The organism is Alkalihalobacillus sp. TS-13 (genome assembly GCF_019720915.1).
Classification (GTDB): domain Bacteria; phylum Bacillota; class Bacilli; order Bacillales; family Fictibacillaceae; genus Pseudalkalibacillus.
Genome location: NZ_JAHKSI010000001.1, coordinates 1,287,474 through 1,303,686, shown reverse-complemented (window position 1 = coordinate 1,303,686; position 16,213 = coordinate 1,287,474). Strand labels below are relative to the sequence as shown.

At 38.6% G+C, this 16,213-nt stretch carries 13 protein-coding genes and 1 pseudogene; 3 read left to right on the top strand and 11 right to left on the bottom strand.

What is annotated here, in order from left to right; translation table 11 throughout:
• Nucleotides 1–65: 65 nt before the first annotated feature.
• The 6 genes and pseudogenes from KOL94_RS06435 to KOL94_RS06410 all read right to left on the bottom strand — a co-directional run bounded on the left by KOL94_RS06435 (nucleotide 66) and on the right by KOL94_RS06410 (nucleotide 7,871).
• Nucleotides 66–3,281 carry a DEAD/DEAH box helicase gene (locus tag KOL94_RS06435; protein WP_221565057.1) on the bottom strand — a complete coding sequence of 1,072 codons (3,216 nt, stop codon included), beginning with the start codon at nucleotides 3,279–3,281 and terminating at the stop codon, nucleotides 66–68.
• 213 nt (nucleotides 3,282–3,494) lie between these two features.
• Complete coding sequence (locus tag KOL94_RS06430) at nucleotides 3,495–3,728, bottom strand: hypothetical protein (protein ID WP_221565056.1); 234 nt, start codon at nucleotides 3,726–3,728, stop codon at nucleotides 3,495–3,497.
• A 499-nt stretch (nucleotides 3,729–4,227) separates the two neighbouring features.
• Nucleotides 4,228–4,608, bottom strand: coding sequence for a hypothetical protein (locus KOL94_RS06425; protein WP_221565055.1), 381 nt, complete (start codon nucleotides 4,606–4,608; stop codon nucleotides 4,228–4,230).
• Nucleotides 4,609–4,909: 301 nt separating this feature from the next.
• Nucleotides 4,910–5,478: pseudogene (locus KOL94_RS06420) on the bottom strand (NADPH-dependent FMN reductase).
• A gap of 393 nt (nucleotides 5,479–5,871) precedes the next feature.
• On the bottom strand, nucleotides 5,872–7,254 hold the full coding sequence (locus tag KOL94_RS06415; RefSeq protein WP_221565054.1) for an L-cystine transporter: 1,383 nt from the start codon (nucleotides 7,252–7,254) through the stop codon (nucleotides 5,872–5,874).
• Between the two features lie 125 nt (nucleotides 7,255–7,379).
• Nucleotides 7,380–7,871: an RrF2 family transcriptional regulator gene (locus KOL94_RS06410; protein ID WP_221565053.1), complete on the bottom strand. Its 492-nt coding sequence runs from the start codon at nucleotides 7,869–7,871 to the stop codon at nucleotides 7,380–7,382.
• Between the two features lie 198 nt (nucleotides 7,872–8,069).
• Between KOL94_RS06410 and KOL94_RS06405 the strand changes: the two genes are divergently transcribed.
• Nucleotides 8,070–8,507, top strand: a complete 438-nt coding sequence (locus tag KOL94_RS06405) for a carboxymuconolactone decarboxylase family protein (protein ID WP_221565052.1) — start codon at nucleotides 8,070–8,072, stop codon at nucleotides 8,505–8,507.
• Nucleotides 8,508–9,166: 659 nt separating this feature from the next.
• On the opposite strand, the gene KOL94_RS06400 is transcribed toward KOL94_RS06405, so the two are convergent.
• Entirely contained in the window at nucleotides 9,167–10,072 is a 906-nt protein-coding gene (locus tag KOL94_RS06400) for a branched-chain amino acid transaminase (RefSeq protein WP_311775112.1), read from the bottom strand.
• A gap of 244 nt (nucleotides 10,073–10,316) precedes the next feature.
• The gene (locus KOL94_RS06395) at nucleotides 10,317–10,499 is read right to left on the bottom strand and encodes a helix-turn-helix domain-containing protein (RefSeq protein ID WP_221565051.1); all 183 of its coding nucleotides are present in this window, start codon (nucleotides 10,497–10,499) and stop codon (nucleotides 10,317–10,319) included.
• A 104-nt stretch (nucleotides 10,500–10,603) separates the two neighbouring features.
• On the opposite strand from KOL94_RS06395, the gene KOL94_RS06390 reads away from it, so the two are divergent.
• Nucleotides 10,604–10,945, top strand: coding sequence for a YflT domain-containing protein (locus KOL94_RS06390; protein ID WP_221565050.1), 342 nt, complete (start codon nucleotides 10,604–10,606; stop codon nucleotides 10,943–10,945).
• A gap of 55 nt (nucleotides 10,946–11,000) precedes the next feature.
• Here KOL94_RS06390 and lysA read toward each other — a convergent pair whose 3' ends face one another.
• Complete coding sequence (gene lysA / locus KOL94_RS06385; protein WP_221565048.1) at nucleotides 11,001–12,326, bottom strand: diaminopimelate decarboxylase; 1,326 nt, start codon at nucleotides 12,324–12,326, stop codon at nucleotides 11,001–11,003.
• A gap of 152 nt (nucleotides 12,327–12,478) precedes the next feature.
• Here lysA and KOL94_RS06380 point away from each other — a divergent pair, with 152 nt between their 5' ends.
• Nucleotides 12,479–12,901 (top strand): Lrp/AsnC family transcriptional regulator, encoded by a 423-nt coding sequence (locus KOL94_RS06380; RefSeq protein ID WP_221565046.1) that lies wholly within the window; start codon nucleotides 12,479–12,481, stop codon nucleotides 12,899–12,901.
• Nucleotides 12,902–13,045: 144 nt separating this feature from the next.
• Here KOL94_RS06380 and KOL94_RS06375 read toward each other — a convergent pair whose 3' ends face one another.
• The gene (locus KOL94_RS06375) at nucleotides 13,046–14,611 is read right to left on the bottom strand and encodes a BCCT family transporter (RefSeq protein WP_221565044.1); all 1,566 of its coding nucleotides are present in this window, start codon (nucleotides 14,609–14,611) and stop codon (nucleotides 13,046–13,048) included.
• A gap of 152 nt (nucleotides 14,612–14,763) precedes the next feature.
• Nucleotides 14,764–16,197, bottom strand: a complete 1,434-nt coding sequence (locus KOL94_RS06370) for an aldehyde dehydrogenase family protein (protein ID WP_260412221.1) — start codon at nucleotides 16,195–16,197, stop codon at nucleotides 14,764–14,766.
• Nucleotides 16,198–16,213: the final 16 nt, after the last annotated feature.

Sequence of the window (16,213 nt, the reverse complement as noted above, 5' to 3'; positions counted from 1 at the left end):
TATGGGCAGTGACTTCCGACCCTTTATATAGGTTTTTATATAGGTTTTCCCACATCCTCTATCTCCTATATCATTAATATTTCACGAATATCTTCTTCGGTCAGGCTTCTAACCGTCCTATCATCAGAGTTGATGATCTCTTCAATTAAGCTTTTCTTTTTCTCCTGCAGTTCATTCATGTTTTCCTCAATCGTTCCTCGCGCAAGCAGCTTAATGACTTGAACTGTATTCTTCTGTCCCATGCGATGGGCGCGGTCTGCAGCCTGTTCTTCAACCGCTGGATTCCACCATAAATCATATAAGATGACTGTATCCGCTCCAGTCAGATTTAATCCAGTGCCGCCAGCCTTAAGTGAAATCAGAAAGAAATTCCTTTCTCCTTCGTTAAAGCGGCGGCAAACCTCTACCCTCTCCTCAGAAGGAGTCTGTCCATCCAAGTAGAAAAACGGCAATCCCTCAAGTGCCAGCTCTCTTCCTATGAGATCCAGCATTTTTGTAAACTGTGAAAAGATAAGCACCCTTCTAGCTGATAGCCTTGATTCTTCTATAATTCTCTTGAGCTGTTCAAATTTTGCGGAGCTGCCTTTATATCCATCCACGAACAAGGCTGGATGGCAACAAATTTGCCGCAGGCGAGTCAAACCAGCAAGGATTTTAATTCGGTTCTTCCGGATTGAATCTTTATTTAAATGTTTTAACGTGTCTTCCCTCAGTTTTGCCAAATAAGCTGCATATAGCTTTTTCTGGTCAGGCAGCAGTTCAGCAGAATCAATCAATTCCATTTTTTCAGGAAGCTCGGAAAGTACGTCCTCCTTAAGTCTCCTCAGCACGAATGGGCGGATCCTTCTTGCAATTGTTTTTCTGGTCAGATTGCTAAAATCCTTTAAGCCTTGGAACAATTCCGGGAAGGTGACATGAAAAATGGACCACAGTTCTTCAAGCGAGTTTTCGACAGGTGTACCTGTCAGCGCGAAACGATGGTTTGACTTCAACTTCTTTACTGCCCTTGCTGTCTGGGTTACTGGATTTTTAAACGCCTGTGCTTCGTCAAAAAATACAATGTGAAAATCCTGCATCTCATACCATTTAATATCCTTAAGCAGCAATGGATATGAAGTAATCACGACATCAATGCCTTCTAATTCTTTCTGAAGCTGCAACCGTTCAATTTGATTGCCGTCGAACACAACCGCCTGTATCTCAGGTGTGAACTTCATCAGTTCACTTAGCCAATTGTACGTTAAGGATGATGGACACACAATCAAGGATGGCCGTTTCTTTTCGCGGATGTTTGGCAACTCAGATTGTATGAACGCAATACTTTGCAGCGTCTTGCCAAGCCCCATATCATCTGCTAATATGCCCCCAAAACCATTATGGGCCAGTGTCTTCAGCCATCTATAACCGTGTTTCTGGTAATCACGTAGTATCTGGTCCAGACTTTCCGGCACTGGTATCTGCAGGCTGGATGGATCCTCAAGAGTTTTTAGAAAAGAGCGGAAACATTCTTCCTGTCTGAATGTATCCTGATCACTAACTGTATCCAGCATTTTAAGCCCCTGTATAATCGGCATATTCAATCCGCTTTCCAGATCTTCAGCCTGCTCCGGAACAGCTCTTAAGAACCTTTGGATCTCCTCAAACTCCCTTGCTTCCAATGATAGCAGCGCCCCGTTTTTCAAACGATAGAATTTCCGCTTTTCTTCAAGCGCAAACAAAATATCACGGATTTCCTGATCAGAGATTCCCGTCATTTCAAACTTGAATTCCAACCAATTTGTACGTTCCTTTTTCATTTTTATCCGGATCTGCGGTTTGGCATTTTCTCTGAATATACGGTTTCTGACAGCAGTTGTCGCATATATTTGTACTCGTTTTTGCAGCTTGGGAACTACATGATAAAGAAACTCATATTCCAGCTGGTCGTTTTGCAAAAAATAGCCGCCATCCGTCTTTGCAAATGAAGTTTCCTCCATTAGCTGAAGAATCTCATCCTCCTTTTCAACATCTCTGATAATACGTGCTCCGCCACGTGGTTCTCTTCTTTCGAGCGGATTAATTACGATATTTTCATAGTGAAATTCAAGACCGGCCAAAAGACGATTTCTCAAGCGATCCAAGTATAATTTGGCAACCAAAGGTGTTTTCATAAATCTTTGTGCCAAATTTTCAGAAATTTGGACATCTCCCAGTTTTCTCAAGCCTGGTGCTACTTTTTCCAAGAGAAATTCCATTTGCTCCTGAGCAATCGGAATCTGATTTTTCCCGGCGGTCTCCAGCATTTGAGTAAGGTCATACAAACGCTGGCAATCCTCTTTTTTTAATGTGATAAATTTTCCACCAAATAGAACTGAACTATATGAATTTAATATAATCAGGCGGTCAAGACCATTGATCTTCAAATAACAATTTCGTTCTATTTCCGATAGTTCGAACCTTAAAGGTAAATGATCATTCGAAAACGCCATTTGATCAAATGTTTTGCCGGTTATCTGCAGCTTCACTTTTTCTGCATGTGCCAGTGCAGGCTTTAGCCTTTCCCAGGATGTTGGAGGAATCAAAAGCATATCTTTGCTTGCAGAGTAGTCATAATCATCCTTTAAAGCATTTATATAAACGGATTCATCATGTACTACTTGAATCAGCTGCTGGAGGACAGCATCAGATTCGGGTGTAAAGCAGTGTAGGTTGGGTGCATAGGTAAATGATAGGGATAATAGGCTGGGTTTCCCTACTTTTACTGACTGGAGAAACTGACGGATATCAAGCACAGGTATAGGTCCAATTTTTAATTTTAAGGCAAACAGATATTGGCCTTTACCTAAATGAACTGGTAGGCATGTAAATTCTGATTGAAGCACTTCCCTGTTCTCAAAATGAAGCTGATGTCCGCTTGACCTTACAGGCTCATCGTTGAAAAGCGTCAGCAACCCATTTGCAAGTGTATTTTCCATCACAGCTGCATGCTCTTCAAAATCATTAACTTGCGGTGATCCACTCTGCTGCTGTTCATAAATCGCTAGCAGCACAGCCGCTACATGCTGGCATTCTTTATCAAAGGAAGCAAGCTTTGGACAACTGCAGGTTATTTTAAAGCTGCTTTCTGTATCTTTCTTTATCGTTACAAAAAAATCTTCCGCTGCCGACACAGTTGCTTCACAGCTCTCAGCATTATTTTGATTAATCGTTACTTTGTTATTTCGAAAGAAAACGTCCCCCCTTTTGAAGGAGACTGTTCCGCACAATTCTTTAATTCTTTTGTGAGTCAAGTTAATATCCACAACCGCTCTCCTTCCGGGGAAAAATGATATAAAGATTGTAACATAATGAAGGGATTGGATTAATTTCAATCAACACAAAAAGAGTGTTGTCGAGAGGTTAGTTATTTGACACATTCTTAATTGATAAAAAAAGCCATCTTGAAGATTAGCCGTTTGTTGAAGATGATTGCAAATCCTTATTGTATAAATGCACCAGTTAGCACAACATACAATTTACTCTTTGTTCCATTTTATCTTCTTCTCTTCGATAATCACTATAATCTTTTCCTTAACTTTTTTAAATAGTCCTTTTTGAAAGAATGACAACAATCGCTTTGCTTCTTTTATAATCTTCGTTTTTATCTTATTTAGTATTTCTCTTTTTCTATCAAATTCATTTTTATCCCATTTATCTTTTTGTTGTATCTTAGGAAGTGTATCAATTCCAGTAATATAAATAAGCCCCAAATATCGAAGAAATGAATATCCTCTGCAATAATCATCGTATAGCTGCTTATAAAACTGTTTTTGAATGTCCTTTTTTATTATTCATTCTCTTACTTCAACCCCATTTCAGAAAAGAGCCCATTGAAGATCGTATTCAGATTGATCTACATTAGCTTTATTACAGAAAAGCCCCCGATTGCTGAATAAAGGAAATGCTGCAAACCTCTTGATTGATCTTCAATTATTGCAAAGTTTGATAAAAAATGAACATATATTTAAAATTTTTCTAAATGAAATGCATTTTACTATCATTTTATTCCACTGGTATTATTAATACAAAGACTACTCTTTGTCTTCATTATCTAAAAAAGACAACACTTTTATGTCGAATAAATTTGACATAAAAGTGTTGTTTTGAATTAAATAAATTGTATTTTGAGCGGTTTAGAAAGACAACAGATTTATGTCTGTACGTTGAAGCAAAAGTAACTCCTAGTATCATGAATTATCATTCAATTGTTCATTTAGTTTTTACTGAGATAGCTGGAGAAATATTGATAACCCGACAATCTTCTAAGTCATTTTCCTTTAAAATACCGAGGTTAATCGCTGCTTTCATTTTGTCAATATCCGGTTTTTTCACCATTAAATCTTCTAATTTTAGTTCCTCTAATTTCTCTACCGTCTTCGCTTCATTAAATTTCTCAATTGCTCTAACTTGCCTTTGTAATATGTAATCCCCAACTGTTACTTGCCCTTTAACATTTTCGCCTACCGTCTCATCAAAGTAATTATGGAATTGCTTTTTCATTTCCTTCATAGCAGATTCAATTTCCTTTTTCTTTTGATTAAGCCTATAAAACTTTTCAAGCATTGCTTCTGTTACTTGATATTCACCCATCCTGACACTCCCCATATAAACAAGATATATCATTTTATGGGGTTAATAAATTATGTATGACTAAAAATAATTGGGAATAAAGTAAACTGAATATGTTTTATTTCATAACGATTCGTAATACAACCTATAATCTCATTTTGAAGTCGTTTTCTTACAATTCTCGGACAGGTGAATGTAAACAGTTTGAACGTATAACTCCTTAAATAGATTAAAGGCTCGCACTGAAAAAGTGCGAGCCATTTTGATTTTCCTATATCTATCCTTTAACGGTGTCATCAAATCTTGTCATTTTCTATTTGTATTAGGAATTGCTTTTATCTGTCCGCAAAGTCTTCAATGCACCGCTCCATGCTATAACTTGATCAATCACTTCATTTACAGTTTTTTCTTGATGTTGAGCAGGTTTCAGTTCTTTGAAATTTTCAAAATCATTAAAGAGTGAAAGTGCGACTTGAGTACGTACGTCAGCAACTTTCAGCTCTCCCATAATAAGCCTAAGGTTCTCTACAGCTCTTGTACCACCATTTCCACCGTATCCAACAAATCCTGCAGCCTTATCGTTCCACTCATTATACAAGTAATCTAAAGCATTCTTAAGAGCACCAGAAGTTGCATGGTTATACTCAGGCGTAACAAAGATGAAACCATCAAAAGAAGCTATTTTGACCATTTTTTCGTATGTTCCTTCGAGTATTGCCCTGAAACCGCAGGCATCGGTTCATCTAACAAAGGTAAATTATAATCTGCAATGTCTACCAGTTCGAACTCTGCATCATTGCGCTTCGTTGCAATTTCAAATACCCATCGGGCAACGGATTCACCAATTCGACCTGGCCGGGTACTTCCAATGACAATTGCGATTTTATTGATGTATTATTCCTCCTTAACATAGTTGATTTTACAATAGGTGAACTATCTTTTCTTCCTTATTCTAGAATATGGATTAAAAAGTGCCCGATTGCTTAATAAGAAAAACTCCTATTTAAAGGGTTTCACTTTGTTTTAAATCCACATTAGGGACTAATTTTTAATTGCCTTAGGCTACTGGATCACCTTATTAGTTGGATATACACAAAATCGCTAATGCAACTAAAAAGAATCCCAAGTGCTTTTCACTTGGGATTCTTTTTTCTCTAAGCATGGCTCTACCACAGGTAATACACTCGGAGCATTTATGGTTTAACTGGTTTGTCAACTTGAGCGAGTTTTTTAAAAAATGTATGGGGTCAGGTACTAACATTTGAGCACTGTTACCAATTTAATTTACACTTCTACAACATTTTGCTGCTGGTAAACTTCGTGTTCAAATTCACCTGTGGCTCTGCTTGTTAGGACACCAGATGTCATTGCTCCACTGACGTTTACAGCAGTACGGCCCATGTCGATAAGAGGTTCAACTGAGATTAACAGCCCAACAATCGCAATTGGAAGATTCATGACGGATAGTACGATGAGAGCTGCAAAGGTTGCTCCTCCCCCGACACCTGCGACACCGAATGAACTGATTGCCACTACCAAAATTAGAGAAATAAGAAATGATGGACTTGTAGGATCAACACCGGCGGCTGGAGCTACCATAACGGCTAACATTGCCGGATAAACACCAGCACATCCATTTTGACCAATTGAAAGTCCAAAGGAACCAGCAAAGTTTGCAATCCCTTCCGACACACCAAAATCCTTTGTTTGTGTCTTAATTGTCATCGGTAGTGTTCCGGCACTTGTACGTGACGTAAAGGCAAATGTTAAAGTTGGCAGCCCTTTTTTTACATAATTTACAGGGTTTAGTTTTGCAAATGATAACAACAGTAAATGAATAATAAACACCAAAATTAATGCCACATAAGAAGCCACAACAAACTTGCCTAATTTTATGATCGCATCATAATCACTTGTAGCAGCAACTTTTGTAATAATTGCTAGGATACCATATGGTGTGAGCCGGAGAATTAACGTTACAACTCTCATGATCACAGTGTATAAACTATCGATAATTTTCGCGAAAAATTCTGCATGCTCAGGGTCTTTTCGTCTCACTCCAAGGTAGCCTATCCCGACAATTGCGGCAAAAATGACAACTGCAATTGTAGAGGTTGCACGAGCACCTGTTAAATCTAGAAATGGATTACTTGGAATTAACTCAAGGATTTGTTGAGGAATCGTCATATTTTCTACAGTTACAACACGTTCCTGTAATTGCTCATTTCGAGCATTTTCTGCATCACCAGAAGTTAACTCTATGCCATCAAGTCCAAATCCTAACGCGGAACCAACTCCAATTGCTGCCGAAATAGCAGTCGTTCCAAGTAGTATTCCAATGACAAGGAAACTAATTTTCCCGATATTTTTAGTCAATTTTAATTTCGTAAACGCTCCGACAATTGAAATGAATATCAGCGGCATTACAACCATTTGCAATAGTTTTACATAACCACTGCCAACAATGCTAAACCAATCAATTGTTCCGACAGTAACTTCATGCCCAGTTCCATAGATTACATGAATAATATATCCGAAAATAATACCTAAACCTAAGCCTGAGAATACGCGTTTCGAAAAAGATACATGCTTCTTTTGCATTAAGAACAAACCAAACATAAGCAATAATAATACCGCGGCATTTACAAAGATAAGAAATGTGTTCATCTTCTTCCCCCTTTTCGTTTATCAATCTATTTTACGAAATTTCAATACGGGTATTCCTATAATTTACGTTTCCTTGAACTAAGAAAAAACCTCTCTTAATTCCATTTAATTAAGAGAGGTTTGTTTTATATGTTACTCTTCGAAAAATATTTATGAGTATCTTCACGAATTTGTTTAGGTAAGACACGATCAAGCTCTTCATTTAACCATGAAAGTGTTTTACTACGCAAATAATCACGCATTTTTTCTTCCGCAGAGAGCATAACTAAATTGATGGTACAAGAGGAGGGAGCTGAACAACAGTTTTCTCTATACAAATAACCATTATCTTTAATATTTTTACATTGAAAAATAGGCTTAGGACCTTCAACTGCTTCAACTACATCCCAAAAGGAAATATCTTCTGGGGACTTAGATAACCTATATCCTCCCTTTACACCGGGGACAGAACGTACAATACCAGCCTTAGATAATTTACCGAAAACTTTTGAAAGAAATGTCTCAGAAAGTCCTTGGAATTCTGCCAAATCCTTTATCCCAACACTTTGCCTGGAAGGAACATCAATTAAATAAACCAGACAATGTAAAGCATATTCAACTCCGACACTATATTGCATATAAACTCACCAACTTTTGATTATGGATTATAAAATTGTATCTTAGGAGCATTTAGAGTTCTAGTCAAATCTTTTGGTTAATTCCATTTATTTGACAAAGATAATTATATCATATATTGTAGACAATACAAATCGACGATTGATATAGTCTTTAATTAGTGACTGAAATTCATTTTAAAAGTATATGGAGGAATTTTTATGACTCAACGTATTGCATATTATGATGTTGCCCCTGATGGCTTAGGGATTATGATGGAGATGGAGAAGTACACAAAAAAAACAAAAATTAACAGGACAACAAGAGAGTTAATTAAAATTAGGGCATCTCAACTAAATGGTTGTGCATTCTGTATTAATGCACATACAAATGATGCACGTAAAATGGGAGAAACAGAACAACGTATTTACTGTTTAAATGCATGGGAAGAGTGTGATTTTTATACACCGGAAGAAAAAGTCGCTTTAGAGTTAACTGAACACGTCACTTTAGTTTCAGATAAACGTGTCCCAGAAAAATTGTACAATAAAGTAAGGGAATATTACGGAGAAAAAGATTATGTAGACTTGATTCTAATTATTATCCAAATTAATAGCTTGAATCGTATTTCCATTGCTATGGGGAATAGAGCCGAATAAGAGTTGGAAATGTACTTCTTTTAGATGTCTACCACTATTTATTCCACATAAAGTTGTCCTTTGCTGGATTAGCATTGAACTTAATTATATGGCGCGATTGTAGAAAATCATAAGCCTAATTTCTCTTTTAAAAGAAGAGGAAATTAGGCTATATATATTTATTTACAGTGCAAAATAGCGCCTTAAAAAAGTGCAAAATAAAGTTTAAAGTGACAAGCATGTTTTAAGATAAGCATTTTCAAAGCCAATTTTTTCCTGATTCAACCAATGTTCTTTATTAAAGGAACGAGTTATTATATAAACAACTCTTTGTCTTCACTTTCCAAAAAAAACAACACTTTCAAGTCAAGTAAATTTGACATGAAAGTGTTGTCTTATATTAAAGAATATGTATTTCTTGTGGTTTATAAAGACAATACAATTATGTCATTAGTTTTTCCTCTTATTATGTACGTTGAACCAAAAGTGTGTACATATCCATTTGTGATGAAGAAAAAGTGTATACATAATTTACAGTGTTGAAGTTAATTCCAAATGGAAAATATTATACATATATTTATCTACCTTAAATTTGTATGATTTAATTATTAACCCGTACGGTCAGCTGCTCAAAACATGATAAAAAAGTATTCTTAAGCATGCGGTTAGTTTCATTTTTTTTAATACACTGGCGTACAATAGTTTAAATATTTCACATTGTCTCCTCTAACAATTTTTTCATATATAGATCGAATTTCTCTTGTAATCAGTCCCTCTTGTCCTATTCCAATGATTCTTCGGTCTATTTGTATGATAGGCTTTATTCCGATAGCCGTACCTGTAAAAAAAACTTCATCGGCTGAATATAGCTCAGTTCTCGCTAGGCTCTTTTCAAAAACAGGTAACCGCAATTCGTGTTTAGCTAATTGCATGACGGTATCTCGAGTAATTCCTGGTAGAATATCATCTGATATAGGTGGGGTTATCAATTGATTATTTTTGATGATAAAAATGTTCTCTCCTGCCCCTTCACTTACATTTCCTTCCTTTGTAAGAAAAATAGCTTCATCGTAGCCATTTAACCTAGCTTCTGTAGACGCTAAGGCTGAATTTAAATAACCACCTGTAGATTTTGCTTGAGGGGGGATCATATTACTGCCCATCCGTGTCCAGGAAGAGACACTTACGTTTAAAGCTGGTTTCGCAATGTAATCTTTTAAAAGAGTACAATAAATCATTACACGATTAAAAGGACCTGCCAATTCAGGGCGTAGCATATTTTCTCCATTAATACAAATAGGACGGATGTAAACATCTTCCCGGATATTGTTTATTTTTAATAATTGTATTGTCCAAATTACTAATTGCATCTGAGTATAAGGGATATTTAGAAGCAGCGAAGAGCCAGACTCTTGGAACCGTTTATAGTGATCAATAAGTCGAAAAACAAAAAGTTGTTTTTGCTTTTCATTCCAAAAAGCCCTTATTCCTTCAAAACAACCCAATCCATAATTTAATCCTTTATTTCGTACACTAACCAAGCCCTTATCCTCATTAAGGAATTGCCCTTGATCAAAAATATACACAATATGAGCCCCCAAAAAATTCAATGTTAATTATATGTATAAATAACTATCTGATTTTATTCAGGGTTCTAATAATTACTTTTCATTATAATATTAGTCACGGATCCAAGATGAACCGTCTATTTCTTGAAAAACATCTTCCATTACCCTACTTAATAACAAATATCGTCAAATTAATGTATCTAAAACAATATTTATTTCCATTTAAAAAGAGGCATATCCGAAGTAGGATGTGCCCATTTTCTTAAATACCGCTTTCCAAGTACGTTATGCTTTTGAATAGTTTATTTATGTATCGTGATGAGACATTTGCAAGTTTAGCTATTCTTGTGGTGCTCTCCCCTTCTTTATAAAGAGAGATGATTTCTTCAACTTCTAAAGTCCTTTTCTTCTTTAGACCCCTGGACATGAAATCACATCTTTCCAAAATATACCTCCATTCTCACTTAGAGAACAAATGTTCCTGTACTCAAGTGATTTGTTTAAACTATATTTATATAGGGTACTTCGGCTTTTAAGGAGGCGATTCATTTGAAACCTAACTATAAGATTTTCCATAATGACGAACATTTGAGTGAATCCATCGACAAATTACGTAAAGATGGTGTCAGAGATGATAACCTTTACATGCTAGCGCACGATAATGATCATGACAGACGTGCAAGAAAGAAAAACGATGCAAATAAAATCGGGGTCAAAGTGACTGGAATCGGCACGGCTACTAAAAACGTATTTAGAGGAAAACCTGATAAATCAATTTCAAAAATGAAGGAAATTGGGTTTGATCAATCTAAAGCTCAAAAACTCGAAGAAGAATTAGATAAAGGAAAAACACTCCTAGTCGTTACAAATCAGGATGAAGTGAAATTCTAAAGGAATATAAAAATTCCTTTCTTATCATATTAAAAACCTTAGTCCATGTCCTGGGCTAAGGTTTTTTTCGTGCTTTCGTAGTGTATGGCAGATCCAATCGCACTAGATCTTCATATGTTTCTCGTTTAATCACCAGTTGTGCTTCTCCATTTTCTACAAAAACGACTGCTGGTTTCGGGAGGCGGTTATAATTGTTTGCCATGCAGTATCCGTATGCCCCTGTGCAAAAAACAGCGAGAAGGTCACCTGGACGCGTTTCTGGCAACAAGACTTCCCAGATTAACATGTCTCCACTCTCACAGCATTTTCCGGAAACAGTCACTTTTTGATCATGTTTTGCTATCATTTTGTTCGCCAGAGCAGCTTCATACTTTGCTTGATAAAGGGCTGGTCTTAAATTGTCGCTCATCCCTCCATCTATAGCGAGATACGTACGAATTGAAGGAACTTCTTTTTGCGAACCAATTCTGTATAACGTTGTTCCAGCTTCACCGACGAGGGAACGACCAGGCTCAATCCAGACTTCAGGCATCTTTATATTTAATTTGCGGACATTACTCTTTACTGCTTCAATTATTTTATCGACATAAACGTGTGGAGGTAATGCAGGATCCTGATCTGTATAACGGATACCGAATCCCCCGCCTAAATTGACTATATTGGGTAGAAAGGGGATTTGGTCTTTCCAACGCTTGATGTGATCGAAAATAGCATCAACCGTTACCACATAACTATCAGTCTCGATGACTTGCGATCCTATATGACAATGAACCCCTAACAGCTCAAATGAATTTGAATTTAACACGAGTTTGATTGCTTCCTCAGCCTGGCCGTTATGGAGATCGAAGCCGAACTTGGAATCTGCTTGCCCTGTTGCAATGTAATCATGTGTACTAGCCGTTATACCGGGGGTAACACGTATGAGGATTGTCGCTTTAATATCGAGCTCCCTGCAAAACCGCTCTAGTAGATCTATTTCATGAAAATTATCGACTACAATACATCCAATCCTTAATTCAAGTGCCATTCTTAATTCTTCAGGGCTTTTATTGTTTCCGTGGAAGTGGATTTTTTCAACTGGAAAACCTGCAGTAACCGCAGTATAAAGCTCTCCACCAGAGGCCACATCTAGATATAACTTTTCTTCCTGAATCACTTGGATCAATGCGATTGAAGAAAAGGCTTTACTTGCATAGGAAACCTTCCCTTTCACATTCGCTTTTTGGAATGCAGATTTGAACTCTCTAGCCCGCTTTCGGATCAACGCTACATCATAGACGAATAACGGCGTTCCATATTGATCTGCTAACTCTACGGAATCGACACCACCAATTTCGAGATGACCATTGTGATTGATTGTGCTGGTCCCATGTAAGAACAATTCTAACCCTCTTTTCCACTCTGTTTAAGTACTTATATTTTATGAATTTCAAAGGTTCGGGTACATAAACATAGTAAGGGAATTTACATCATATTGTTTAAAAATCGTTGTAATTATATGGGGAAACTTATTTTTAAAAGGTTGGTGATCTTTTGGACGAAATCGATCGCAACATCCTCTTTATCCTACAAAAGAACGGGCGGATATCTATGACAGAGCTCGGAAAAAAAGTGGGACTTTCAACTCCGGCAACAAATGAAAGAGTGAAGAAGCTTGAAGAAAAGGGGGTAATAACTGGCTATCGCGCTGTCATCGATCCTGAAAAACTCGAAAAGTCTGTGACCGCATTCATTCTTTTCGATACCAAGCAAGGCAAACAGTTCAGAGCGTTTTGTGAAAAACACCCAATCGTATTCGAATGCTATCGTTTAGCTGGTCAATACAGTTATCTGGTGAAAGTCGTAACCGAATCGGTTGCAAGTCTCGAGGAATTCATCGATGCTGCGCTGGTTTATGGAGAGCCGTCCACCCTCCTGAAGCTGACGACAGTCGTGGAACACAGAGCATTGTCCTGACACTCTCCTCTATGTCTAGAAATGCAAGGTGTAAGTCTAATAATCTATAGATAAGTCTAAAAATCCTTCAGGAAGTCTAAAAAATCAAGTTTAAGAGTCTAAAACCATGAAAAAGGAAGGAGCATGTCCTCCCCTCCCTCTTGTTCATTGTGCTTTTCTATCGAATTCCTGCATTTGCTCTGGATGTTCCATTTCAAACTGCGATTCTGCACGGTCCTTCCTCAGCGATCGGTAAAGTGAGAGCGTAATCATAATCAAGATCACGGTGAAGGGTAGTGCTGAGACAAGTGATGCTGCTTGCAAACCAGTCAGTCCGCTGCTGATAATGAGAACACCCGTGATCCCTGCCATCAATACGCCCCAGATCATTTTTACAGTATTGGATGGATTCAAGTTTCCGCCAGAGGTCATCATACCGAGTACAAAAACAGCTGAGTCGGCTGATGTGACGAGAAAAATCAAGATCAAAGCCATAATGATGATCGAAAAGAAAAAGTATAACGGAAATTCTTGCAGCAACACGAAGACCGCTGTCGTTACATCCTTCGAAACCGCTTCAGCAATGGCAGTATTTTGGAATAAGTCCATATAGAGTCCTGTGCCGCCGAAAATCGCCATCCACATGAACGCTATACCTGGTGGCACGACCAATACACCAACGATAAACTCCCTGATCGTCCTTCCACGTGAGATCCGAGCGACAAACGAGCCGACGAACGGAGACCAGGCGATCACCCATGCCCAATAGAAGACGGTCCAATTTTGAACCCATGTATCTCCACTGTAAGGGGTCATGAAAAAGCTCATTTCCGCAAAGTTCTGAAGGTAATCCCCGATCCCTAGCACAAGACTGTCCATGATAAAGACTGTCGGACCTTTGAAAAGGAAAAATGTCATTAGCACTATGACCAGGATCATATTCGTATTACTTAGAAATTTGATCCCCTTATGTAGACCGGTAGTAGCCGATGCAAGGTAAAGCGCGAGTAAGATCAGAACAATCACCATTTGCATCCAAGCGTTGTTCGGGACTGAAAATACATAGTTCAAACCGCCGTTGATTTGTAAAATGCCCATGCCCAATGAGGTGGAAACCCCTATGACGGTAGCAATGACTGCAAGTATATTGACGGACTTCTTGAGCGGTTCTTTTCCTCTTTTTATATGAATACCCTCAAGTGTTTCACTGACGAGAGATTTACTCTTCTTCCGGAACTGGAAGTACGCAAGCGCCAATCCGACAATCGTGAAGACGGACCACTGGTGGATTCCCCAGTTGAAAAAGGAATATCGCATAGCTAGTCGTGCTGATTCTTCAGATTGCGGCTGAACACCCTCAAGTGGTGGATTAGTGAAATGGGTCAACGGTTCGGCGACACCCCAGAAAACGATTCCTACGCCAAAGCCTGCACTGAACAACATGCTTATCCATGTAAAAAGAGAAAATTCCGGTTTTTCATCATCTTTACCGAGTTTGATCTTTCCGTACTTGCTGACGGCAAGAAAAATGCAGAATGCCACAAAGCCTGCAACTGAAACCAGATAAAACCAACCGAAGGAGTAGCTTGTAAAATTGAGAACGGATTGGGCATTTTTTGCGAGACTGTTTGGTGAAAGTGCTCCCCAAATGGTAAAAAACGCTATGACGATGGCAGATACTTTAAAAACAGGATTGTTATAAGAAGCTTTTTCTCTTCGATTCTTCTTCAAATAAATCACCCTTTTTATTTGGTTGTAATAATCATGTCATGTTTTCTTTTCAAAAAATCTGCAGAAACAAGTAGGAGCACCATGGATAGTAAGTGAGATAAATTTAGAAAGGGGTTGACGTTCGGTCCTCCCCCTTTCTAAACAACGGCTCTTTACAATTTGTAGCAAACGACTTTCGTTTCCGTCATTTCCTTGATCGAGAATTTGATTCCTTCACGGCCCAACCCAGAGTTTTTCATACCTCCGAAGGGCATTGCATCGATTCTGTAGTCACTACTGTCATTGATCATGATTCCGCCAACATCCAATTTTTCGATTGCCATGTGAACTTTCCTTACGTCATTTGTAAAAATTCCGGCTTGTAATCCGTATCTTACGTCATTTGCTTTTTCGATTGCTGTCTCGAGGTCAGCTACTGGGTATAAAAGGACGACTGGACCAAATATTTCTTCTTTAGCAATGGTGCAATCTTCAGGGATATTCGTTAAGACCGTAGGTGAATAGAATGCTCCCTCGCGAATTCCACCTTCCAACAACTCAGCTCCTTTATCTAGGGCTTCCTCAACGAGACGTTCAACCCGGATCGCTTCTTTTTCATTGATAAGCGGCCCCATGTCTGTCAGCTCGGATTGCTTATCACCGATCGAGAATTGTTTTGTCCTTTCTACAAATCCCTCTTGGAAGGAGGTGACTAAGCTCTTGTGCATATAGATTCGCTGTACGCTCAGACAGTTTTGACCGGCTGCGGAAAAAGCTCCTGAAACCGATGCTTCAATTGCTTCCTGTAAATCGGCATCTTCCAATACGATGACCGGTGAATTCGATCCTAATTCCATGCTTATTTTTTTCAGCCCTGCTTTACGAGTGATCTCTTCCCCTGCTTCCAACCCGCCTGTAAAAGAGATCATCCGAATGGCCGGGTGGGTGACAAGTGCATCTCCGATTTCATGGCCGTAACCTGTAATGACCGACAGGATCTTGGAGGGGAGACCCGCTTCGGCAAATGCTTCCGCAAGCAGCAATGCGCTAAGTGGTGTGGCAGATGCTGGTTTTACGATGATGGCATTACCTGAAGCAATCGCTGGTCCGACTTTATGTGCGACAAGGTTCAATGGATCATTGAATGGCGTGATCGCTCCCACGATACCGATTGGAACGTGGTAATAATATCCGACCCGATTCTCACTGCCTGGTCTTTGATCAAAAGGGATCGTCTCTCCATGTATCCTTCTTGCTTCTTCGGCACTGATCCGCAGTGTTTGGATGCACCTGTCCACCTCCCCTCTTGCCTCACGAATCGTTTTACTGCCTTCACGTGAAATGGTGTACGTGTATTTTTCGTTGTTCGCCTCAATATGATCGGCAGCTTTATTAATGACGGCTATCCGTTCGTGAACAGGCATTGAAGCGGCTATTCTCGCTCCTTCTTTTGCTTCCTCTATGCATTGGAGCATGTCGTGGACTGAAGCAGCAGGTACAGTATCTATCAAACTGTTGTCCTGTGGATCGCGTACTTCGATGACGCGTTCACGATCCATCCATTGTCCTGCTACGAGCATTTTTCGACCAGCAAATTGAATTTTCATAGAAATGACCGCCTCT

Coding starts and splice junctions, on each gene's coding strand:
- KOL94_RS06425 (WP_221565055.1), bottom strand. CDS start 4,608: ATGGGTGAATATCAAGTAACAGAAGCAATGCTTGAAAAGTTTTATAGG.
- KOL94_RS06415 (WP_221565054.1), bottom strand. CDS start 7,254: ATGAACACATTTCTTATCTTTGTAAATGCCGCGGTATTATTATTGCTT.
- KOL94_RS06410 (WP_221565053.1), bottom strand. CDS start 7,871: ATGCAATATAGTGTCGGAGTTGAATATGCTTTACATTGTCTGGTTTAT.
- KOL94_RS06405 (WP_221565052.1), top strand. CDS start 8,070: ATGACTCAACGTATTGCATATTATGATGTTGCCCCTGATGGCTTAGGG.
- KOL94_RS06370 (WP_260412221.1), bottom strand. CDS start 16,197: ATGAAAATTCAATTTGCTGGTCGAAAAATGCTCGTAGCAGGACAATGG.